The organism is Natronolimnobius baerhuensis (assembly GCF_002177135.1).
Lineage (GTDB): Archaea > Halobacteriota > Halobacteria > Halobacteriales > Natrialbaceae > Natronolimnobius > Natronolimnobius baerhuensis.
The window spans coordinates 1-22,329 of sequence record NZ_MWPH01000003.1 but is presented as its reverse complement, the minus strand read 5'-3'; the positions used below and the strand labels follow the sequence as shown (position 1 = coordinate 22,329).

Genomic DNA, 22,329 nt, shown 5'->3' with positions numbered 1-22,329 from the left:
CGTGTATTTACATCGAACGTCTTCATACGGTGGGGCGTGAGACACTATTATCCCGAGCAACTGTCTGTAGCCACGTCGGCGGTGAGTGCGAATGAGTGACCGAATTCCGGGTGAGTTGCGCCCAGCAGACGAGCCTGTTCGTATTAACGAGGGACGGGAAACGGCGACCGTTACGGTCGAAAACACCGGTGACCGCCCCGCACAGGTTGGCTCGCACTTTCACTTTTTCGAGGTCAATCCCGGCCTTGCGTTCGACCGCGAGAGTGCCTACGGCATGCGACTCGATATCCCGGCGGGCACGGCCGTTCGATTCGAGCCTGGGTGCGAGCGCGACGTTGCCCTCGTCGCTATCGGCGGCGACCGGATCGTCCACGGAATGGGCGGGCTCGTCAACGGCGACCTCGACGATGAAGACGTGAAAACACGGGCGATGGACCGCGCTCGAGAGCGTGGCTATCTCTCGGCGGAGGACGGTGACGAATGAGCCGGGACCTCTCGAGACGCGAGTATACGGACCTGTTCGGCGCGACAGAAGGGGATCGGCTCCGACTCGGTGATACGAATCTGTTCGCGAAGATCGAAACGGATCACACGGTTCCCGGCGAGGAGGCGGTTTTCGGCGGCGGGAAGACGATGCGCGATGGGATGGGGATGCAGTCGGGCACGACACAGGCCGAGGGCACCCTCGACTGGGTGTTTACGAACGTCGTCATCATTGACCCCGTCCTCGGCGTACGAAAGGGTGACATTGGCGTTCGAAACGGCGAGATCGTCGGCGTCGGCAAGGCCGGCAATCCCGATACGATGGACGACGTGGATATGGTCATCGGCGCGAGCACCGATACCATTCCGGCTGACGGGCTGATCGCGACGGCCGGTGCGCTCGATATTCACGTCCACTTCAACAGCCCGCAACTCGTCGATCACGCGGTCGCTTCAGGGATCACGACGATGTTCGGCGGCGGCTTCGGCGGTGGTGCAACGACCTGTACGCCTGGTCCCGAAAACATCAAGCGATTCCTGCAGGCCGCCGAGGAGTGGCCGGTCAACGTCGGCTTCTACGGCAAAGGAAACAGCAGTCAGCCTGATTCCCTCTACGAGCAGATCGAGGCTGGCGTCGCCGGACTCAAACTCCACGAGGACTGGGGGTCGACGCCCGCCGCAATCGACACCTGCCTCGAGGTCGCTGACGAGGAAGACGTGCAGGTCTGTATCCACACGGACACGCTGAACGAGTCCGGCTTCGTCGAACACACCTTCGACGCCATCGACGGCCGGACGATCCACACGTTCCACATCGAGGGCGCTGGGGGCGGTCACGCACCCGACGTGCTCGAGTTGATCGGCTACGAGCACATGCTGCCGTCGTCGACGAACCCGTCGATGCCCTACACGGAGAACACCTTCGACGAACACTTGGATATGGTGATGGTCTGTCATCACCTGAACCCCGACGTGCCCGAAGACGTCGCCTTCGCCGAGTCGCGCATCCGCGCGGAGACCATCGGCGCGGAGGACGTGCTCCACGACACCGGCGCGATTTCGATGATGACCTCGGACTCGCAGGCGATGGGTCGGATGGCCGAAGTCATCAGCCGAACGTGGCAGACTGCCCACAAGATGAAGAATCAACGCGGGCCGCTCGAGGCCGACGAGGGAAGCGAGGCCGATAACGCCCGAATCAAGCGCTACGTCGCGAAATATACGATCAACCCGGCGATTACGGCGGGGATCGACGACTACGTCGGCAGCCTCGAGCCCGGCAAACTCGCGGATATCGTGCTCTGGAAGCCGGCCTTCTTCGGGGTCAAGCCGAAGGCGGTCATCAAGGGCGGCTTCCCAGTTTGGTCTCAGATGGGCGAAGCCAACGGCTCGCTGATGACCTGCGAACCGGTGAAAGGACGGGAACGCGCCGGCGCGCAGGGGCGAGCGAAACACGGTCTCTCCGTGACGTTCGTCAGCGAGGCTGCCGCCGAGAACGGCGTCGGCGAGGCCTACGACCTGAAAACGCCCGTCGAACCGGTTTCCGGAACGCGATCCGTCGAGAAATCAGATATGTTGCATAACGATCACTGTCCAGACGACATCGACATCGACGCACAGACCTTCGAGGTTGAAGTTGACGGCGAACACGTCACCTGCGATCCAGCCGACGAAATTCCACTGGCCCAGCGGTACTTGCTATGACACGCGATCTCGAGGCTGGCGAGTACGCCGACCTGTACGGGCCGACGACGGGCGATCAGGTCAGGCTTGCGGACACGTCGCTGATCGCGGAAATCGAGCACGATCAGATTGCTCGCGGAGACGAAGCCGTTTTTGGTGGCGGAAAGACGCTTCGCGACGGCCTCGGACTCAAGCCGGGATTTACGGCCGAGGAGGGTGCGCTTGACTGGGTGCTGACGAACCTGACCATTCTCGATCCAGTCCTCGGAATTCAGAAAGCCGACATCGGCATCAAAGACGGCTACATCGCGGGCGTTGGTAACGCCGGCAATCCAGAGACGATGAACGATGTCGACGACGAGTTGATCGTCAGCGCGAACACCGAGGTTATCTCCGCGGAGGGACTGATCGCGACCGCGGGTGGTATCGACGCTCACGTTCACTTCAACTCCGCACAGTTGCCGACTCACGCCATCGCATCGGGCATAACGACGATGTTCGGCGGCGGCGTCGGCCCATCGACGGTCGGCATCATCACGAGCGGCGCGCGAAACCTGAAACTGATGATGAAAGCGGCTGAGGCCTGGCCAATTAACTTCGGCTTCTACGGCAAGGGCAACTCCTCGAAACCCGCAGTCATCCACGAGCAAGTCGACGCCGGCGCGGTTGCACTGAAGATCCACGAGGACTGGGGTGCCACGCCGGCCGTCATCGACACCTGTCTCGAGGTCGCCGACGAGACCGGTGTGCAGGTGGCGATTCACACGGACACGCTGAACGAGTCCGGCTTCGTCGAGCACACGTTCGACGCCATCGACGGCCGGACGATCCATGCGTTCCACATCGAGGGCGCTGGGGGCGGTCACGCACCCGACGTACTCGAGTTGGTCGGGAAGAAGCATATGCTGCCCTCGTCGACGAACCCGTCGATGCCCTACACGGAGAACACCTTCGACGAGCACCTGGACATGGTGATGGTCTGTCATCACCTGAACCCGGACGTACCGGAGGATGTCGCGTTTGCCGAGTCACGCATTCGTGCCGAAACGATTGCCGCAGAAGACGTACTCCACGACAAGGGCGCAATCGCGATGATGACGACTGACTCCCAGGCGATGGGGCGGATGGGCGAACTGATCTCCCGAACCTGGCAGACTGCGGATAAGATGAAACAACAGCGCGGGCCGCTCGAGCCCGATGCGGACAGCGACAACGACAACTTCCGAATCAAGCGCTATCTGGCGAAGTACACGATCAACCCGGCGATCACGGCGGGAATCGACACCTACGTCGGCAGCCTCGAGCCGGGGAAACTCGCAGATATCGTACTCTGGAAGCCGGCCTTCTTCGGGCTGCAACCCGAGGTCGTCATCAAAGGTGGCTTCCCCGCGTACGCCTCGATGGGCGAGGCAAACGCCTCGTTGATGACCTGCGAGCCGATGATGCAACGGCCTCAGTACGGTGCCTTCGGCTCAGCAAAGCATGCAACGAGCGTCCAGTTCGTCAGCCAGCAGGCCTACGACGCGGACATCGGCGACGCGTACGGTCTCTCCTCGATGACGCTTCCCGTCGCAAATACGCGGTCGCTCTCGACCGATGACCTCGTTCACAACACGTACAGCCCGTCCGTCGATGTCGACTCGCAGACGTTCGAGGTGTCGATCGACGGCGAACCAGCGACATGCGACCCAGCCGAGCGCGTCGCGCTCGCACAGCGATACACACTATGAATCTCTCACCCAAAGAATCCGAACGACTGACGATCTTCATGGCTGCAGAGCTCGCTCGACGCCGCAAGTCTCGCGGCGTCAAGTTGAATCATCCCGAAACGGTGGCCTATATCTCCGACTGGGCCTGCGAGGCCGCCCGTGACGGTAAATCCGTCTCACAGATTCGCGCAGACGCAACCCAGTTGCTCACCCGCGAGGACGTGATGAGCGGCGTCCCCGAAATGGTCGACATGATCCAGGTCGAACCTGTCTTTCCCGACGGCACGAAACTCGTGACGATCCACGACCCGATCCGAGCCGATAGTCGCGACCAACTCGAGGGCGAATCGCCGACGCCGGATCCGAATCCGACGGCTCGAGCGCTCGAGACCGATGGAAACGAGCCGTCTGGCGCAGCCGATGAATCCGCGGAGAGGGGTTCCTGATGGGCTACAGAGACGTCGCGAAAGTCGGTCTCGGCGGCCCAGTCGGCTCGGGAAAGACCGCACTGGTCAAACATCTCGTGCCGGCGCTCGTCGAGGAAGGCTACGAGGTCGGCGTCATCGCGAACGACATTATGACCCAGGAAGATGCCGACGTATTCCGGGAGACGTTCGCCGACCTTCTCCCCGAGGACCTCGTTGACGGGGTCGAAACGGGTGCCTGTCCGCACACTGGCATTCGCGAAGATCCGTCGATGAACCTCGCAGCAATCGACGAGTTCACCGAGCGCCACCCTGACCTTGACGTCGTCTTGATCGAGAGCGGCGGTGACAACCTCGCCGCAACCTTCAACCCCGAACTCGCCGATTACTTCCTGTTCATCATCTCGGTCGCGGAAGGCGAGGATATCCCGCGAAAGCGCGGTCCCGGCGTCACGCAGGCCGATCTGCTGGTCGTCAACAAAACCGACCTCGCGCCCCACGTCGACGCCGATCTGGACGTGATCGAAGCGGACGCAGCCACGGTTCGTGGCGACGACCCCTTCGTTTTCACCAACTGCAAGGACGGCTCGGGAATCGATGAAACCCTCGAGCATATCGAGCGGGAGGTGCTGTTCGCGTGAGCGGTGCCGAAACGACCGGCGCACTCGAACCGGCAGCCCTGCCGCCAGCGTTCGACGACTACGCCGCAGAGTCCCTTGCACAGGCTCCCGCTGGCGGTCCCGGAAAGAACGGACTCCTCGAGGCGACGTTTGCCCGCGCCGGTGACGGGCCGACGAGACTCGTTCGCGACCGGGCGAAAGTGCCTTACCATCACACCGGGACGCTCGAGACCGATCCAGCGCCGGGACTCACGACGCTCGTCGCCCAAGAACCGACAGGCGGCGTCGCACAGGGTGATCGCCACCGGATGCGAATCGATGCTCGAGCAGGCGCACGCGCACACGTGACGACCCAAAGTGCGACGAAAGTCCACAGTATGCGCGCGAACTACGCCCATTTGGACGCTTCGCTGTCGGTGTCTGCGGGTGGCTACCTCGAGTACATGCCGGGTCCGACCATCGTCAACGAGGATGCTCGGTGCTTGCAGACGGTGGCCGTCGACCTCGAAGACGGCGCTGTTGCTGTCGTCGCCGACGTGCTCGTTCCGAGCGGACTGTCCGATCACGATCCGTTTAGCTTCGACCACTATCACGCACGCGTCGAGGCCGACCACGACGGGCGACTCATCTGTGCTGATGCGGTTGATCTCCGCCCGGCAGAACGCGACCCGCGCGACCCGGCGACCGTCGGTGAGTACGGCGTTGTCGGCTCGCTGTATGTCTTCACACCGGGTGTCGATGCTGACGAACCCGCCGAGCGTGTCGAAGCCGAGACGGATGACACCGAATCCAGCGACGGGATCGACCTCGAGGCGCTCACTGACGCTATCGCCGAGTGTCTCGAGGCGTGTGACGCCGTCCATGGCGGTGTCTCCACGTTGCCCTACGAGTCGGGCGCGATTGTTCGCATACTCGGGCATCGAGAAGCGGACGTTACCGAGGCGATGCGACAGGCCTGGGACGAAACACGACAACAGATACTGGGGGTCGGCGCACCTGCCGACCGGCGATACTGATGGAGCGAATCGACGGCATCGTCGGCAACGTCCACGCCGACGACGAACTCGCCGCGTTACGTGCTGCACACGCCGATGCAGGCACGCTCGAGCGCGTTGTTCTCGATGTCAACCGGCGCAGACGCTCGCGCTTTCGTGAAACGACCGATATGGGAACCGAGGTCGGCGTCGTCGTCGACAGCGCGGCCGTCTCCGCGGGCGACGTGTTGCTCGTCACCGACGACCGAATGATCGTCATCGCGTTCGAGCCACGCGAGGCGCTTGCCGTGACGCTGCCCGAGGCGACGCCACAGGTACTCGAGGCCGCAGTCGAACTCGGCCATCGGGTCGGCAACCAACACTGGGATCTGGCGGTCGAAGACGGCGTCGTCTACGTCCCACTCGCAGCGGATCGACACATCGTCGAGCGGGTCGTCGCGGACGTGATTCCGGGTGCGACCGTCGAGGGAGTGACGGTCGACGCAGAACGATTCGTCTCGGATACTGCGGAAACGCCGGAGCACGACCACACTCACGGAAGCGAGGCTGGCCATGACCACGCTCATGAGGATGGTCACACGCACGGCCACGGAACTGACCACGCTCACGATGGACCCCACGAGGGTTCTCATGGCGAGGCCGGAGACACACAGACGCACACTCACGACCATGGTCATGACCACGACCACACCCACAACCATGACCACTGACCCCGATGCGTTCCTGTCGGCCCTTCGGCTTGCAGACTCGTTTCTGCCAGTCGGTGGCTACACGGCCTCATACGGCCTCGAGCAGTACCTGAACGAGGATAAAATCGATGACCGTGATGACCTCGAGGCCGTGATCGCTGCGTATCTCCGGCGTGTCGTCGGACCCTGTGAACTCGTGGCGTTGTCGAACGCCCATGCAGCGAGTGAGGCAAACGATCTCGAGGCGGTACGGACTGTCGACGAACGGCTCCACGCCGTGACGATGCCCCGCGAGTTCCGTGAGAGTTCGACGAAAGCGGGCGCGAAGCTCTCTGAATTGTTCCTCGAGACAGACATCGAGCAAGGGGTCGAGACGACTCTCGCGACGGCAGTCGCAACCGACGAGACGCCGGGTCACTACCCGGTGGTCTTTGGCGTCATCGCCCAGTCGCGTGGCCTCTCACGCCGAGATGCCTGTCTTGCCTACGCCCACTCGTTCGTTACGGGACTGCTCGGTGCAGCCCAGCGACTCGGGCGATTTGGTCACACGGCGATTCAATCGACCCTCGAGTCGCTCCAGTCGGTCGTGACTGAAGTCTGTGAGCAGTATCTCGAGTCCGATGTCTCTGCGATGGCATCGTTCGCGCCGTTCGCCGAAATCATGGGAATGCGCCACGAACGGGCGGGTCGACGGCTGTTCATGAGTTGAAAGACGGCTGTAGCCCACAGAAGGTGATGGCCCGAGTCCGATCACGCGATATTGACGTGTCTGGTCTGCTCGACCGGCACCAGTGGCTCCTCGGGAAACGCAACACTCACCGTATACTCGAGTTCGTCCGCATCTGCGCCGAAGACGCCGACGGGGACGGTTTCGGTATCGCGAAGATAGGTGTTCGTACTCGTCATCTCGCGGCCGTTGACGGTGACGCGGATACCGGCGCGTTCGGGTTCGCCGACGTTTCGAACGGTTACCTCACAGACCTCGTTCTCGCCCGTTTCAATCTGTTCGGGGAAGTCGCCCCACTCGAGTTCGAGCGAGGGGAGCGACTGTGCGCCTTCGTAGACGCGTTCGGCGACGCCTTCCGAAAGTCCGGCTTCGGTCAACCCGGAAATGCCGGCCCCGACGACGTCACCGGGCGTCGCCAGCCCTTCTGTTGCGAGTTTGCTCGCGCGGCCAGCACCAACGCCGTCGATGGCGGTTAGCCCGACGGCATCCGCCGAGACGCCGTTTTCGATGCGTGCCTCGACACGTCGCGAGCGATTTGCCGCGTGCGGGCCGACAAAGCGGTCGAGAAACGCACCCAGCGCCGACAGCAGGCGGGTCGCGTTCTGGCGGATCACCCACGAATCGCTCGCGAGTTCCGTCGGGGTTGTCCCGCTGGCTGCACCCCGCAAGATAGCGAGCACTTTCCGCTGGCCGGCCTCGAGGTCGCCGTACTCCTGGCCAACTAACACGGCGTCGATGGCGTCGCGTTCGTCCTGTCTGGACGAGACGGAGTCGAACTCGCCGGCCGTCGCGACCGCCTCGAGAATGTCGTTCGTCTCGAGATCGTCGCCGTCGTCGATCCGGTCACAGAGTCGGGCGAACGTCGCCGCCGTCTCGAGGCGCAGGTAGTACTTCGAGGCGAGGACGCCTCGTTGCGTCGCCTCGATGGAGAGGTCCTCGCCGGTCTCGACGAAGCCGTGGGAAACGAGGTCCTCGAGGCAATCACGGACGCGCTCGCGGAGGTTCGGGAACTCGTATGCCTCGGGTTTGGACTGCCCGCGGACGTAGTAAAAGGTCGTCTCGAGCCAGTCCATTACATCGTCAAGGTCGGTAATCGTCCCCATTGCAATTTCGGCGTTCAGGTGGGTCTCGAGGCTGTCTGCGAGGCGGGATTCGATCTCTTTGCCATCGCGCAGCAGGCGGCGGTACTTGTCCGCCTCCGCCGTGTCGCAGACGACCCAGCCGTAGCCCACGTCGTCGTAGCCCGGCCGACCCGCCCGCCCGAGCATCTGGAGCACGTCGAGGGGACTCATGTCGACTTCGCCCTCGAGCGGGTCGTGGAGTTTCGTATCCCGGATCACGACACAGCGGGCGGGCAGGTTCACACCCCAGGCCAGCGTTGAGGTTGAAAAGAGCAATTCGACGATGCCCTCCTTGAACCACTCCTCGACGAGGTCGCGGTCGTTCTTCGAGAGGCCGGCATGGTGGAAGGCGACGCCGTCGAGGACGGAGTTTCGGAGCGTCTCGTTCTCGAGTGCTTTCGAGTCAGTATGGAAATCGTAGTTGCCGCGTGCACCCATTGGAATGTCGCGTTCGGCGATCTCGTCGCGGGCTTTCTCGGCCGCGCGGACGGTATCCTGTCTCGAGGAGACGAACACGAGTGATTGGCCGTCCTCCCTGAGGTGCGGTTCAGCAAGGTCGAGTGCGCGATAGAGGCGACGATACTTGTCGGCAAAGGAGTTCTCGCCGTGCGTGTAAGTCTTGACGCCCGCGTTCAGCTCGACCGGCCGGTACTCGTCGCCGAACTCGAAGGTGGTCTCCGCGGGCGCGTCGAGCCAGGCCGCTACGTCGTCGATGTTCGGCATCGTCGCCGACAGCGCCACGACGCGTGGCGCACAGAGTCGCCGCAGTCGGGAAATCGTCACCTCGAGCACCGATCCCCGTCGGTCGGCGTCGAGTAAGTGGACTTCGTCGATAACGCAGACGTCGACGTCGGTGACGAAGTCATAGCGTCGCGAATCGTGTTTGCGGGTCGCCGAGTCGAGTTTCTCGGGTGTCATCACGAGGATGTCCGCGCGTCGCGCGCGCCGCGGGTTCAGATCCCGTTCGCCCGTGACGACGTACACCGAGTACTCGAGGTCCTCAAATCGGTCCCAGTCGTCTTCTTTCTCGTTCGTCAGGGCTCGCATCGGCGCGATAAACAGTGCGGTTCCGCCATCCGCGAGTGCCTTACAGATCGCGAGTTCCGCGAGGGCGGTCTTGCCCGCAGCCGTCGGCGCGCTCGCGACGACGTTGTCATCGGACTCGAGTAAGGCGGGCACGGCCTCGCGTTGCATTCGATTGAACTCCTCAAAGGCAAAGGCGTCGGCGAACTCTGGGAGAACCTCGGCGACCTCCATCAGGCGAACACGGGGAGTCAGCAGTGAAAGGCGTTTCCTTCGAGTCGGCACGGCCGCCCTCGAGTGGCGAGTGCCGAGTGTCGAGCGGCGCTTCTTAGGAACGAAGCACTGCGGTCAGGACAGCTCCAGCCGTAGCGAACACGAGCGGGTAGAGGAGGCCCGCGAGGACGATTGCGGGCATCAGTTCGGGTGCCATCGAGACCGTCGCGTCGATGCCGAACGCCGACCACTCGCCGCTTGCTTCCGTGACGACCGCACCGAGGCCCATCACGACGGCGTAGCCAATCGTGACCGGTGCGCCGATCAGGACGGCGGAGCCAATGTCTCGCGCACCGAAGTGGTACGCGAGGGCTGCCCCGGTCGCGAGAAGGACAACTGGTGGGATGACGTACACGAGTGTGGCACTCGTCGAACTCGACTCAGCGAGGAAATTGACGGCGTCGCTGCTGCTGAATCCGCCAATCGACCCGGAGCCGCCGATATCGACCATGTGGCCGTTGTAGTAGTGCCAGGCGATGCCCTTCCAGTCGGCAATCTCCTCACCGACTGCGTGGCCAGCCTCCCCTGCGATCAGGACCGCCGTGAGCAGGTAGCCAATCGCTGCGGTCACCACTCCGAGTCCGGCACTCGCGGCGACACTCGTCCGGTTCGACTCACTCTGGTCGTTCGACAGCACAGGCTGAGATGCCATAGTGTCGTTGGCAGAATCTACTCTCACATATGAGCTTTGTGTTCCGTCTGTTCAGTTAGGAAATATATAATGCCACCTGTCGATGAGGATTATAGCCATCTCAGCACCTGGAAATCGAAATCCGTCTCATACGACCTGCTACACCTGTATGTCTGATAACATACAGGAGCGCTTACCGTCGGGGTAGTAGTGACTGACAAGAGTCAGTCTCACACCGTCTGATCGTTCGGCGCACTCACGGTCCCAAGGTACTCGTTCAGGACGCTCGCGGCCCGCTCCGGACTCGAGACGCGCTCGAAGGTGAGTTCGGGTTCGCCGGAGCCGGCGGTGTACACCGTCAGGTTCCCGTAGCCGAGCACGCGCCCCACGGTTGACTGCTGCAGACTCGTGTTCTGGACGCGGTCGAGGCGAAACTGGGTCACGTCTCTCGAGATGATGCCGTACTTTTTGTACAACTCGTCGGAGGTGATCACATAGCGTGTGTTCGTCCAGATGATGTACTGGACGCTCGCGACGATGAGGCCAGCAGCCATCAAGACGACGCCGAACAGCGCGACGATTGCAATGCCGCCGTCGGTGACGCCCCACCCGGCGAGGACGACGCCGACGAGGACAATTGCCAGCGCGAGCGGTACTCGCGGTCCCATCGTAATCGGGTGCGGCCGACTCTCCCAGACGATGTCCTCGTCGTCGGAGAGATGCAGCCAGTCCGGCGTCGAACGACTCATACGCTGGCGCTATTCCGTTCACGACTGTAAAACTACCCGTGGTAGGGGGTGGTTTCTCGAGCGAGTAGACTCGTCAGTCTGCTGCCTCTGTGGCTGCCGTCTCGGCCGCTCGAGCGTTCATGCCGTTCGAGGTCTCGTACCAGTAGTACCAGCCGAGTCCAAGTGCGGCGACGATGTTCGAAATCGTCACGCCCCAGAAGACGCCGATAACGCTTGGCTCGAGGAGGTAGCCGAACGCGGCGGCAACTGGCAGGCGGATGATCCAGTACTGCAACAGCGTCGCGATGAGACTCGTTCGGGTGCGCCGGGCACCGTTGAATCCGGCCTGCAGGAGGTAGGTCGCGCCGATTGCCCAGTAGCCATAGGCGAGAATCCGCAGGTACTCTGCGGCGAGGGCGACCTCTGCGGGCGTTGCGTCGGGGACGAACACCACCGACAGCGTTTCGGGGATGAACCACTGAACTGCGCCGACGAGACAGAGCCCGCCACTCGCGATGGCGACGCCGACCCACGTCGTCCGGCGCGCTCGTTCTGGCAGTTCTGCACCGAGATTCTGGCCGACCATACTCTGTGCGGCCTGCTGGAGGCCAATCGCCGGCACGAACGCAATCGTCGCCACGCGCGCGCGCCGATGGTAAATGCCGCCAGCCCCGCCGTGCCGCCGACGAGCGTGACGAGCCATATCATTCCGACGCGGGCCGACTGACTCGAGACATGTTGGCCAGCCGTCGGCCAGCCGATGTCGACGATCTCGCGCCAGTCCTCGAGCGAGAGACGACAACTTTCGCGCGTAAAGACGAACCCATCGCGTCCGTGCGTCGCCATGGCGACGCCAAGCGACAGGCCGAACCCGTAGCCGATCCCGGTCGCCAGCGCTGCGCCCGCGACGCCGAGTTCGGGGAACGCCCACCAGCCGAAGATCAAGAACGGATCGAGGACGATGTTCACCGCGACCGCGACCACGTTAATGTACAGCGCGGCCCGCGTATCGCCCCAGCCGACGAAGCCCGACTCGAGGGTATCACTCGCGGTCAGGACGAAAAACAACAGGGCGTAGACGGCGAGATACGAGGCTGCCAGATCAGTTACTGTCTCGTCTGCACCGAAGATGGAGACGATTTCGTAGGCGAAGACGAAGATAACGAGGCCAGTCACACCGCCCGCGAGCAGGCCAACGAGCGTGCCGTTGAACGCGGCCCGGCGACCAGCCCTCGACTCGTCCGCGCCGACGCGCTGGGAGACGAGCACCTGCGTCCCGACGCTGACACCAACTGCAACGGCAGCGAGCAATCCTGCAATCGGGAAGATCAACCCGACAGCCGCGACGGCCTCGAGGCTGTGGCGGCCGAGCCAGAGGGTGTCGATGACCTGCTGGAGGACTTGCACGAGGTTCTGGACGAACAGTGGCGCGGCAAGCACGGCGAGCGTCCGTGGAATCGACCCGCTGGTGATCTCGTCGCGCTCGAGATCGAACATTCCTAACCACAAGTATGGCTGATAGATATAAATTTACCTGACTTATTGTGAATACGTCATATGAGTGCTGCCCGCGTGCGTGCGGTGACGAAACGACTTTTCCGTCCCGCCCCGACAGGAAAGATATGAGCAGCGCTCGAAAGCCCGAGTGGCTGAAGATGCGCCCACCGTCGGGCCGAGAGTTCGCCGACATTCGTGAGACGCTGCGCGAGCGGAATCTCCACACCGTCTGTGAGGAAGCCAACTGCCCGAATTTGGGCGAGTGTTGGTCCGGTGGCGACGGAACCGGCGACGGCGACGGCGGCACCGCGACGTTCATGCTTATGGGTGATCGGTGCTCTCGAGGCTGTAACTTCTGTGACGTCGAAACGGGCGGAATGGAGCCGTTGGACCCGGATGAACCCGCAAACGTCGCCGAGGCGGTCGCCGAAATCGGACTCGATTACGTCGTTCTGACGTCGGTCGACCGGGACGACCTGCCGGATCAGGGGGCTGGTCACTTCGCCGAGACGATCCGCGAGATCAAAGCCAGACATCCGGGGATTCTCGTCGAGGTACTCATCCCGGACTTCCAGGGTGAGGAGCGCCTCGTCCGAAAAATCATCGACGCCGACCCGGACGTCATCGCGCACAATGTCGAGACCGTCGAACGCCTGCAGTTCCCGGTTCGAGACCGACGTGCGGGGTACGATCAAAGTCTCGGGGTGCTCGAGCAGGTCGAACGCGAATCCGACATTTACACGAAAACGTCGATCATGCTCGGCCACGGCGAGTACGACCACGAGGTCTACCAGACGTTGGCGGACTGTCGCGAGCGCGGCGTCGACATCGTCACGCTCGGGCAGTACCTCCAGCCCTCGAGAAGCCACCTCGAGGTCCGCCGGTACGATCATCCGGACAAGTACGAGACGTGGCGACGGGTGGCCGAGGACGAGTTAGGATTTCTGTACTGCGCCAGCGGCCCGATGGTTCGGTCGTCCTACAAAGCGGGCGAACTGTTCGTCGATGCCGTCTTGCGCGAGGGCAAAAGCGTCACAGAGGCGCGGACGGTAGCGCGCGCCGAGTGACCTCGGATCGCATCGGTCGATATCCCGGTTTTATTGTAGCTTGACCGAAACGTAGCGTATCAATGACAGATGAAACCGCTGACCCAGGGACTGTTTCCCTTGAGATGGATGCTGATGAGTTTCAGACAGCAGTCCAAGATGCCGTCGAAAACGCGCTTTTGCGTATTGCAGCCTTGTGTCTCGGATTCGTATTCACTGCGGTTTTCGTGATCGCTGGTAGCCAATCGACCGTCGAATCGTCAGGAACGGCTGACGTTGTTTTCGGTATCGCAAGTATCGCGTTCGGTTGTGGCGTGTTCTGGTGGGCGTACAATCTCTGAACTGGTCCATCACATCAACCGCGAGAGCGCTTAATTTCTTGTTACCCTCTGCGACCGAACACTGTACGATATCGTCCCGATGTCCATGTTTGTCTACTGATGGCCGGAATCATTACGCTCGTGTAGTGTCTGTCTCGTGGGTCGTACTGCAGATCGGGAAAACCCCTTTATCCTGTGCGATACAATCATTACCTATGTTCAGGTGGGTTCACCCGTGAGTACGATACAGCGCGACCCCCGAGACCGAGTACAGGTCCTCGACGAGGACGGGCAGGTCCTCGAGGGTGCCAGGGTCCCCGACCTCTCCGACGAGGCGTTCGTCGAGATGTACGAGCAGATGCGGTTGGTTCGCCATTTCGACGAGCGGGCGGTGAGCCTGCAGCGCCAGGGGCGGATGGGGACCTACCCGCCGCTTTCTGGACAGGAAGGCGCACAGATTGGGAGCGCCCACGCCTTAGATGATAGCGACTGGGTATTTCCAAGCTACCGCGAACACGGCGTCGGGCTGGTTCGTGGCCTCTCACTCGAGCGCACCCTCCTCTACTGGATGGGTCACGAGCAGGGCAACTACATCCCTGAGGATGCCAACATCTTCACCGTCGCGGTGCCGATTGCAACCCAGATCCCACACGCAACGGGTGCTGCCTGGGCGTCGAAACTGAAAGGCGAGGAGAAAACGTTTGTCTGCTACTTCGGTGACGGCGCGACCTCGGAGGGCGATTTCCACGAAGGGCTGAACTTCGCCGGCGTCTTCGACACACCGACGGTCTTCTTCTGTAACAACAACCAGTGGGCGATTTCGGTTCCTCGAGAGCGCCAGACCGCAAGCGCCACCTTAGCACAGAAAGCAAAAGCATACGGCTTCGAGGGCGTGCAAGTCGACGGAATGGACCCGCTGGCGGTCTACAACGTCACTCGAGACGCCGTCGAGAAGTCGAAGAGCCCCGAAGACGACGAACTGCGGCCGACGCTCATCGAGGCCGTCCAGTACCGCTTTGGCGCGCACACGACCGCCGACGACCCGTCGGTCTACCGCGACGACGACGAAGTCGAACGCTGGAAGGCCAAGGATCCGATTCCGCGTCTCGAGACGTTCCTGCGGGACAACGGCCTGCTCGACGACGAACGCGTCGACGCAATCGAGGCGCGCATCCGCGAGGACGTCGCCGACGCCATCGAGAGCGCCGAGTCGGTCGCACAACCCGATCCTGAGGAAATCTTTGCACACGTCTACGAGGGAATGCCCCGGCGACTCCAACAGCAACTCGAGTACTTCGAATCGATCCGCGAAACGCACGGCGACGACACACTTCTGGAGGGCTAACAATGGCGACGGACGCACGCACTGAGACGGACGGCGAATCGACGACCGAAACGGAGAGTCTCACCCTCGTTCAGGCTGTCCAAGACGGCCTGCAGACCGAGATGAGCCGCGACGAGGACGTGCTCGTCATGGGCGAGGACGTGGGCAAGAACGGCGGCGTTTTCCGGGCGACCGAGGGGCTGTACGACGAGTTCGGCGAAGACCGCGTTATCGACACCCCGCTCGCGGAATCGGGCATCGTTGGGACGGCAATCGGGATGGCCGCCTACGGCCTCCGGCCGGTTGCCGAGATGCAGTTTCTCGGATTCATCTATCCCGCATTCGACCAGATCGTCTCCCACGCCGCGCGCTTGCGGACGCGCTCGCGCGGGCGATACACCTGTCCGCTGGTGGTCCGCGCGCCCTACGGCGGCGGCATTCGCGCCCCCGAACACCACTCCGAATCGAGCGAGGCGATGTTCGTTCACCAGCCCGGCCTCAAAGTCGTAATGCCTTCGACACCCTACGATACGAAGGGGCTACTGACCAGTGCGATCCGCTCCCCCGACCCCGTGATTTTCCTCGAGCCAAAGCTCATCTACCGGGCCTTCCGCGAGGACGTGCCCACGGAATCGTACGAAGTCCCGCTCGGCGAAGCCGCCGTTCGCCGCGAGGGCAGCGACATTTCGGTCTACACCTGGGGCGCGATGACGAGGCCGACGCTCGAGGCCGCCCAGAACCTCGAGGGTGAGATCGACGTGGAGGTGATCGACCTGCGAACGCTCTCGCCGCTGGACGAAGAGACCATCGTCGACTCATTCAAAAAGACCGGGCGCGCCGCGGTCGTCCACGAAGCGCCGAAGACGAGCGGGTTGGGCGCGGAGATCACCGCGACGCTACAGGAGGAGGCACTCCTCTATCAGGAAGCACCGGTCGAGCGCATTACTGGCTTTGACACGCCGTTCCCGCTGTACGCACTCGAGGACTACTACCTGCCTGAGGCGGCACGAATCGAGACGGGCATCCGCAACGCGATGGGGTTCTAAGATGGTTCGCGAGTTTGAACTTCCCGATGTCGGCGAGGGCGTTGCAGAGGGCGAGTTGGTCTCGTGGCTCGTCGACGCGGGCGATGAGGTGAGCGAAGACCAGCCAGTTGCGGAGGTCGAGACGGACAAGGCGCTTGTGGAGGTGCCTGCGCCCGTCAACGGCTCCGTTCGGGAGTTGCACGTTGAGGCTGGCGAGGTCGTCCCTGTTGGCACGGTCATCATCTCTTTCGACGTGGCGGGCGAGGAGTCACCCACGTCTGAAGCCGACTCAGGTACTGCTGATGCGTCGGATTCCGACGATACGGAACCTGACGATGGCGAACCCGACGCCGCTGGCGCTGGTGACGCAGGGGCAACCGGCAGCGAAACCGCGACCGTCGACACGCCACAGGATCGGGTCTTCGCCCCGCCTCGAGTGCGCCGGTTAGCCCGCGAAGAAGGGGTCGACCTCTCGAGTGTCGCGGGCAGCGGCCCCGGCGGACGGCTTACGACTGCAGATATCAAGGCTGCTGCAGGCGGCGATCCCCCTGTTTCCAGTGGAACGGAAGCGGAGGGGGAGGCGGAAGACGTCGCTGCTGACTCGGCTGACACAACGACCTCGAGCGATGCCGACGACGAATCGACTGGGAGCGAATCCACAGGCGTCGGGAAGGCCACGGGCACGGACGCTCCGGACGCGCCCTCGTCGCTCGAGTCCGCCGACCGCGACCGGACGCTCGCCGCGCCTGCAACCCGCCGGCTCGCAGAGGAGGAAGGCGTCGATATCAATTCTGTGCCCGCAACTGAGGACCGCGATGGCGGGGCGTTTGTCACGCCTGAAGCGGTTCAGGAGTACGCTGAGGCACAGAAACAGGCTCAACAAGCAGATGCAGCGGCGCTCGAGGCTGGCGACGCGAGCACAAGTAAGGGAACCGAGTTCGACCCCGACGAGCGCGAGCGACGCGAACCCTTCGGCGGTGTCCGCAAGCGCATCGCCGAGGCGATGGTCGAGTCGAAAGAGAGCGCGCCCCACGTCACCCACCACGACGAAGTGGATGTCACGGAACTCGTCGAAGCGCGCGAGGCACTCAAACCGCGCGCCGAAGAGCGGGGCATTCGACTGACCTACATGCCGTTCATCATGAAAGCCGTCGTCGCCGCCCTGAAAGATTTCCCTGAGATGAACGCGGTCCTCGACGACGAACACCAGGAAATCGTCTACCGCGATTACTACAACATCGGCGTCGCCACCGCGACGGACGCCGGGTTGATGGTTCCCGTTCTCGAGAACGCCGACGAGAAGGGCCTGCTTCAACTCTCCTCGGAGATGAACGAACTGGTCCAAAAAGCCCGCGAGCGCACGATATCGCCCGGCGAACTGCAGGGCTCGACGTTTACGATCACTAACGTTGGCGGCATCGGCGGGGAGTACGCGACGCCGATCTTGAACTACCCCGAGTCGGGCATTCTGGCGATTGGCGAGATCAAGCGCAAACCGCGTGTCATCGAACGAGACGGAGGGGAGTCGATTGAACCCCGTTCCATCCTGACGCTGTCGCTGTCGTTCGACCACCGACTCATCGACGGCGCGGTCGGCGCGCGATTTACCAACACCGTCATGGAGTACCTCGAGAACCCACAGCTACTATTGCTCGAGTGAGCCTACAGCAACCTACCAACGCATGAAGCACGTCATCACTGCCGCTACGACTTCGCAGGGAGGATCGATCTAATGGTCGTCGGAGACGTCACCACGGGAACGGACGTATTGATCATCGGTGCGGGTCCCGCAGGCTACGTGGCTGCGATCCGCGCCGGGCAACTCGACCTCGACGTGACGCTCGTCGAGAAGGAGGCCTACGGCGGCACCTGCCTGAATCACGGCTGCATCCCTTCGAAGGCGATGATCACTGCCACCGATATCGCGCATGACGCCCGCCACGCCGAGGAAATGGGCATCCACGCCGACCCCGCAATCGACCTCGCTGGGATGGTCGGGTGGAAAGATGATGTGGTGGACCAACTCACCAGCGGCGTCGAAAAGCTCTGCAAAGCGAACCAGGTCAATTTGATGGAGGGCACCGCGACGTTCGTCGACGAGCACACCGCCCGCATTTCCCACGGCGGCGAGGGCCAAGGCTCCGAAACTATCGAGTTCGAACACGCGATCATCGCAACCGGCTCCCGCCCCATCTCGATCCCCGACTTCTCGTTCGAGAATCCGCCCGTACTGAATTCCAGACAAGCACTCTCGCTTGACTCGGTCCCCGACTCGTTGGCCGTTGTCGGCGCGGGCTACATCGGGATGGAACTCGCCAGCGTCTTCGCGAAACTCGGGACGGACGTCACCGTCATCGAAATGCTCGAGTCCACCCTGCCGGGCTACGACGACGACCTCAAACGGCCGGTCAAACAGCGCGCGAACGATCTCGGCATCGACTTTCACTTCGAACACACCGCCTCGGAGTGGTACGAACCCGGCGACGGCATCCGCGTTGTCGCCGAGCCAGTCGACGGTGCCGCGGCGAATGGGGGGAGCGAGGCCGCCATCGAGGAAGAACGCCTCGAACTCGACGTCGAGAAGGTCCTCGTCGCCGTCGGCCGGGAACCCGTCTCCGACACGCTCGAGATTGAAAACGTCGGCCTCGAGACGGACGACCGCGGCTTCATCGAAACTGATTCGCGCGCACGAACGAGCGTCGATCATATCTTCGCGGTCGGCGACGTAGCCGGCGAGCCGATGCTCGCACACAAGGGCAGCGCGGAGGGACAAGTCGCAGCCGAAGTGATCGCCAGCGAACCCGCCGCGCTCGATCACCAGGCGATGCCCGCGGTCGTCTTTACCGACCCCGAGATTGCGACCGTCGGGATGACCGAGACGGACGCCGAGGACGCCGGCTTCGAGCCACTCGTCGGACAGTTCCCGTTCCGCGCCAGCGGGCGTGCGCTGACGACCGGCGAGAGCGATGGCTTCGTCAAGATCGTTGCTGACGCCGAGGAGGAGTACGTTCTTGGGGCAGCAATTGTCGGTCCCGAAGCCTCCGAGCTGATCGCCGAACTCGGCCTCGCTATCGAACTCGGTGCGACGCTCGAGGATGTTGCCTCGACGATTCACGCTCATCCGACGCTCTCCGAATCCGTGATGGAGGCCGCCGAAAATGCGCTCGGACAGGCGATCCATACGCTCAATCGCTAACTCGAGCGTTGGTATTCGTGGAATAATACGTCGTACACTGCCGCTGTATTCGGTTTTGTTCCCGGTCCGTAGGAATTACCGAGCAACCTCTTTTGGAGGAGTCCAATGGTCCACCTAGACCAATGACAGACTCTTCGTCGCCAGGAATGCGTCGCCGTGCCGTCCTCTCACTTGCCGGTGTTGGCACACTCGGTACGCTTGCAGGGTGTCTCTCGACGTTCACCGGTGACTCCGACGAGCCGACCGAGGACGCGGACTCGAGCGAGACAAGCGATGACGACTCGGCAGACGTGCCACTGACGGATTACGACTACACTGAGTCACCGCAGATCATCGACCTCGCCGAACAAAACCACGAATCGACGCTTCGGACGGTTTCCGCTCGCCATCAACTCGTCACTGACGAGGCAGCCGGTGGTCCCGTCGAACTCCCAGAGGTCTGGGCCTGGCAGGCAGACGACTACGCGCCGTCCGTTCCCGGCCCGATCTATCGCATGCGCGAGGGCGAGACGTTCGAACTCACCTACGAGAACAATCACGGCCGACCACACACCGTCCACGTCCACGCCGTCGGCAAATCCTGGGAGGACGACGGCGCCCCGGTGACCAACCGCGACCGTGTCGATAGCGGTGAGAGCGAAACCTACGTCCTCGAGGGCGACGTGCCGGGAACGCACGTCTATCACTGTCACTACCAGACGCACAATCACCTCGATATGGGGATGTACGGCATTCTCCGTGTCGATCCCGAGGACTACGAGCCACCGGACCGCGAGTACTTCTTTACGCTCCGAGACTGGGACACCAACCTTCACGACATGTACGCCGGAGGCGATGCCGACTACAGTCCAACCGACCGATCCTCCGACGCCTACACGATCAACGGCCGCAGCGCGCCAACGACGTTCCACCCAGAGGAGGGCACGCCACTGATCGTTTCCGAAGGCGACACTGTCCACCTCAACATCGCGAACAACGGCTACGAAACCCATCCGTTCCACACCCACGGCCACCGATTCACCGTCATCGAAAAAGACGGCTCACCGATCCCCGAAGCCGCACAGTATGAAGAAGACGTCATCAACATCGCCCCCGCTGAGCGCTACACTCTCGAGTTCGAAGCGACCGCCGATCCGGGTATCTACCCGGCTCACTGTCACAAAGTCCACCACGTGACGACCGAGGGCCGCTATCCCGGTGGGATGGCGACGGCTATCGTCTACGAACAGGCGATGGAAACCGACGAGTTCGCCGAAATTATGGACGACGCCGGCTTCGAAGGATAAGACCTGCCCTACTGCACGTACAGCGAATACGCAATCACCAGAAAGCCCGCCAGGACGAGCAGACTCTCGAGTAAGACGCCAAGCGCGAGCGTGACGTTGAGAATCTCATAGAGCATGCCTGCCAGCACGAACCCGAGCGTCACCAACCCAAATCCGATTGCGAGATAGCCAAGCGCTCGCTGGCGCGTGCGTCGATAGGCCTTGAACGCGAAGTAGGTAATCACTCCGCCTACGACGAGCACAAGCGTCTTGACCACCGCCAGCGCAAGCGTTACCTCCATCTCTCCGATTGTTGTGAGGGGGCTCATGTCTCCTTTCGCACCTCCGACCACAGTTCCGCAAGTCGTTCATCCGCCGTCCGGGCCGGTCGATCAATCTCCACTGCCAACTCGCGATTCTCGTCCAATGACAGCGTGATATCCTCGAACGCGACCGTATATTTGCTCGCGTGATGTCCATCCCGCCTGATCTCGGTCGACTCCTCGAGTAACGTGGCCTCAGTCAGCAACTCGAGTTTCCGGTACAGTGTGGACTGTGGGATCTCGCACTGATCGACGAGCTCAGAGGCCGTCATCGGCTCCTCGAGAGTCCGGATAATCTCGAGACAATCGGGATCATCAAGCGCGGCACAGATCTCGGTCGCCGATGGTTCCGACTCCGATACGGTCGGGTCCCGGACCATTCGTTCGTCCCTTACAACGCATGCGGTTTATTCGCATCGATGCACGTCGCCCTGTGACGCCGTTAGACACTGATTTCCGAACGTGTTCGTTACGCCGCCGAGCACACGAGACTCAAACTGCAAGCGCGAACCCGAAGCCTTCATGCGCATGTACCAATTCCTGTGCGAACGCGCGGGTATCATTCGGTTCGACCGCGTCTGCAAGGACGGAATGACCAACCGACCTCCGCCCGCGCAATATCTCAGTCTACTCGAGAGACGTCTCCTTGTTGCCCTCTGCCCACCCAACTCACTCTCACACATTCTGGACCATCGCCGTGTCATATCTGGCCCACTCTATCTCTGGCTCTCAGTGCGATTTGAGAGGCGTTTAGAGCAGTGCAATACTGAAACAGGCCGCTGGAGAGTCTGCCCTGACGAACAGTCAGAGTCAACAAGAATGTCATTCAATTCTCATCGATAGCGTGGTGGAACCCCGTCTCATGGTACCGGTTTCCGAAGTCCCGACAGTCCGACGGCCTTATATATTGACCCGGCACTCGTATTGAATGCGAACGACGTGGCGCACGCCGCCACGTTCCCTCCGGCCGGTTCCCGGCGCGGAGGTAGGAACTCACATCCACAACGCGGATCGGACGCGACTCCAAGACGTTGCCCTTAAGTAATCAGGGTGCGTCTGGTTGAGTACGCAACGGCGCTCCCCGGTTGCGATTTCCGGTGGGCGACCGATCCGATGCCCTTAAGTGTATAAGGGCACTCGGATGTGATGTGTTCGACCTCACCGACGACCGGGGATCGGTCATCGGCCTCGAGGTCGACTCGGACTGATGGTCCGAAGGGGTTAAG

20 protein-coding genes and 1 pseudogene are annotated in these 22,329 nt (G+C 62.3%); 15 read left to right on the top strand and 6 right to left on the bottom strand.

Going from position 1 to position 22,329, the window contains the following annotated elements:
- Positions 1–91 precede the first annotated feature (91 nt).
- The 8 genes from B2G88_RS12670 to B2G88_RS12635 are packed head-to-tail and all read left to right on the top strand — an operon-like array spanning position 92 to position 7,313.
- Positions 92–484, top strand: a complete 393-nt coding sequence (locus B2G88_RS12670; RefSeq protein WP_087714985.1) for an urease subunit beta — start codon at positions 92–94, stop codon at positions 482–484.
- Positions 481–2,187: an urease subunit alpha gene (gene ureC / locus B2G88_RS12665; protein WP_087714984.1), complete on the top strand. Its 1,707-nt coding sequence runs from the start codon at positions 481–483 to the stop codon at positions 2,185–2,187. The genes B2G88_RS12670 and ureC (B2G88_RS12665) overlap by 4 nt, the downstream gene beginning before the upstream one ends.
- The gene (gene ureC, locus B2G88_RS12660; protein ID WP_087714983.1) at positions 2,184–3,896 is read left to right on the top strand and encodes an urease subunit alpha; all 1,713 of its coding nucleotides are present in this window, start codon (positions 2,184–2,186) and stop codon (positions 3,894–3,896) included. Before ureC (B2G88_RS12665) ends, ureC (B2G88_RS12660) begins: the two co-directional genes overlap by 4 nt.
- Positions 3,893–4,321: an urease subunit gamma gene (locus B2G88_RS12655; RefSeq protein ID WP_054863312.1), complete on the top strand. Its 429-nt coding sequence runs from the start codon at positions 3,893–3,895 to the stop codon at positions 4,319–4,321. The genes ureC (B2G88_RS12660) and B2G88_RS12655 overlap by 4 nt, the downstream gene beginning before the upstream one ends.
- Complete coding sequence (ureG, locus tag B2G88_RS12650; protein ID WP_054863311.1) at positions 4,321–4,941, top strand: urease accessory protein UreG; 621 nt, start codon at positions 4,321–4,323, stop codon at positions 4,939–4,941. Before B2G88_RS12655 ends, ureG begins: the two co-directional genes overlap by 1 nt.
- Positions 4,938–5,936, top strand: coding sequence for an urease accessory protein UreD (locus tag B2G88_RS12645; RefSeq protein ID WP_087714982.1), 999 nt, complete (start codon positions 4,938–4,940; stop codon positions 5,934–5,936). Before ureG ends, B2G88_RS12645 begins: the two co-directional genes overlap by 4 nt.
- Positions 5,936–6,625, top strand: a complete 690-nt coding sequence (ureE, locus tag B2G88_RS12640; RefSeq protein ID WP_054863310.1) for an urease accessory protein UreE — start codon at positions 5,936–5,938, stop codon at positions 6,623–6,625. Before B2G88_RS12645 ends, ureE begins: the two co-directional genes overlap by 1 nt.
- Complete coding sequence (locus B2G88_RS12635; protein ID WP_087714981.1) at positions 6,615–7,313, top strand: urease accessory protein UreF; 699 nt, start codon at positions 6,615–6,617, stop codon at positions 7,311–7,313. Before ureE ends, B2G88_RS12635 begins: the two co-directional genes overlap by 11 nt.
- Positions 7,314–7,354: 41 nt before the next feature.
- Here B2G88_RS12635 and B2G88_RS12630 read toward each other — a convergent pair whose 3' ends face one another.
- From B2G88_RS12630 to B2G88_RS20140, 4 genes and pseudogenes are all read right to left on the bottom strand, one after another.
- Positions 7,355–9,709, bottom strand: coding sequence for a DEAD/DEAH box helicase (locus B2G88_RS12630; RefSeq protein WP_054863309.1), 2,355 nt, complete (start codon positions 9,707–9,709; stop codon positions 7,355–7,357).
- Positions 9,710–9,803: 94 nt separating this feature from the next.
- Positions 9,804–10,400, bottom strand: a complete 597-nt coding sequence (locus B2G88_RS12625) for a hypothetical protein (protein ID WP_087714980.1) — start codon at positions 10,398–10,400, stop codon at positions 9,804–9,806.
- Positions 10,401–10,609: 209 nt separating this feature from the next.
- On the bottom strand, positions 10,610–11,128 hold the full coding sequence (locus B2G88_RS12620; RefSeq protein ID WP_054863308.1) for a PH domain-containing protein: 519 nt from the start codon (positions 11,126–11,128) through the stop codon (positions 10,610–10,612).
- A 73-nt stretch (positions 11,129–11,201) separates the two neighbouring features.
- Positions 11,202–12,604 (bottom strand): annotated as a pseudogene (locus B2G88_RS20140) (MATE family efflux transporter).
- Positions 12,605–12,729: 125 nt separating this feature from the next.
- Between B2G88_RS20140 and lipA the strand changes: the two are divergent.
- From lipA to B2G88_RS12580, 7 genes are all read left to right on the top strand, one after another.
- On the top strand, positions 12,730–13,671 hold the full coding sequence (lipA, locus tag B2G88_RS12610; protein ID WP_087714979.1) for a lipoyl synthase: 942 nt from the start codon (positions 12,730–12,732) through the stop codon (positions 13,669–13,671).
- A 62-nt stretch (positions 13,672–13,733) separates the two neighbouring features.
- Positions 13,734–13,991 carry a hypothetical protein gene (locus B2G88_RS12605; protein ID WP_054863307.1) on the top strand — a complete coding sequence of 86 codons (258 nt, stop codon included), beginning with the start codon at positions 13,734–13,736 and terminating at the stop codon, positions 13,989–13,991.
- Positions 13,992–14,205: 214 nt separating this feature from the next.
- The gene (pdhA, locus tag B2G88_RS12600; protein WP_087714978.1) at positions 14,206–15,315 is read left to right on the top strand and encodes a pyruvate dehydrogenase (acetyl-transferring) E1 component subunit alpha; all 1,110 of its coding nucleotides are present in this window, start codon (positions 14,206–14,208) and stop codon (positions 15,313–15,315) included.
- Between the two features lie 2 nt (positions 15,316–15,317).
- Positions 15,318–16,340: an alpha-ketoacid dehydrogenase subunit beta gene (locus B2G88_RS12595; protein WP_087714977.1), complete on the top strand. Its 1,023-nt coding sequence runs from the start codon at positions 15,318–15,320 to the stop codon at positions 16,338–16,340.
- A 1-nt stretch (position 16,341) separates the two neighbouring features.
- Positions 16,342–17,979, top strand: a complete 1,638-nt coding sequence (locus B2G88_RS12590; RefSeq protein WP_087714976.1) for a 2-oxo acid dehydrogenase subunit E2 — start codon at positions 16,342–16,344, stop codon at positions 17,977–17,979.
- Positions 17,980–18,051: 72 nt separating this feature from the next.
- Positions 18,052–19,515 carry a dihydrolipoyl dehydrogenase gene (gene lpdA, locus B2G88_RS12585; protein WP_087714975.1) on the top strand — a complete coding sequence of 488 codons (1,464 nt, stop codon included), beginning with the start codon at positions 18,052–18,054 and terminating at the stop codon, positions 19,513–19,515.
- A 122-nt stretch (positions 19,516–19,637) separates the two neighbouring features.
- Positions 19,638–20,801 carry a multicopper oxidase domain-containing protein gene (locus tag B2G88_RS12580; protein WP_054864177.1) on the top strand — a complete coding sequence of 388 codons (1,164 nt, stop codon included), beginning with the start codon at positions 19,638–19,640 and terminating at the stop codon, positions 20,799–20,801.
- A gap of 8 nt (positions 20,802–20,809) precedes the next feature.
- Here B2G88_RS12580 and B2G88_RS12575 read toward each other — a convergent pair whose 3' ends face one another.
- Both B2G88_RS12575 and B2G88_RS12570 read right to left on the bottom strand, forming a co-directional pair.
- Entirely contained in the window at positions 20,810–21,109 is a 300-nt protein-coding gene (locus B2G88_RS12575; protein WP_087714974.1) for a DUF7521 family protein, read from the bottom strand.
- On the bottom strand, positions 21,106–21,483 hold the full coding sequence (locus B2G88_RS12570) for a winged helix-turn-helix domain-containing protein (protein ID WP_054864175.1): 378 nt from the start codon (positions 21,481–21,483) through the stop codon (positions 21,106–21,108). The genes B2G88_RS12575 and B2G88_RS12570 overlap by 4 nt, the downstream gene beginning before the upstream one ends.
- Positions 21,484–22,329 lie beyond the last annotated feature (846 nt).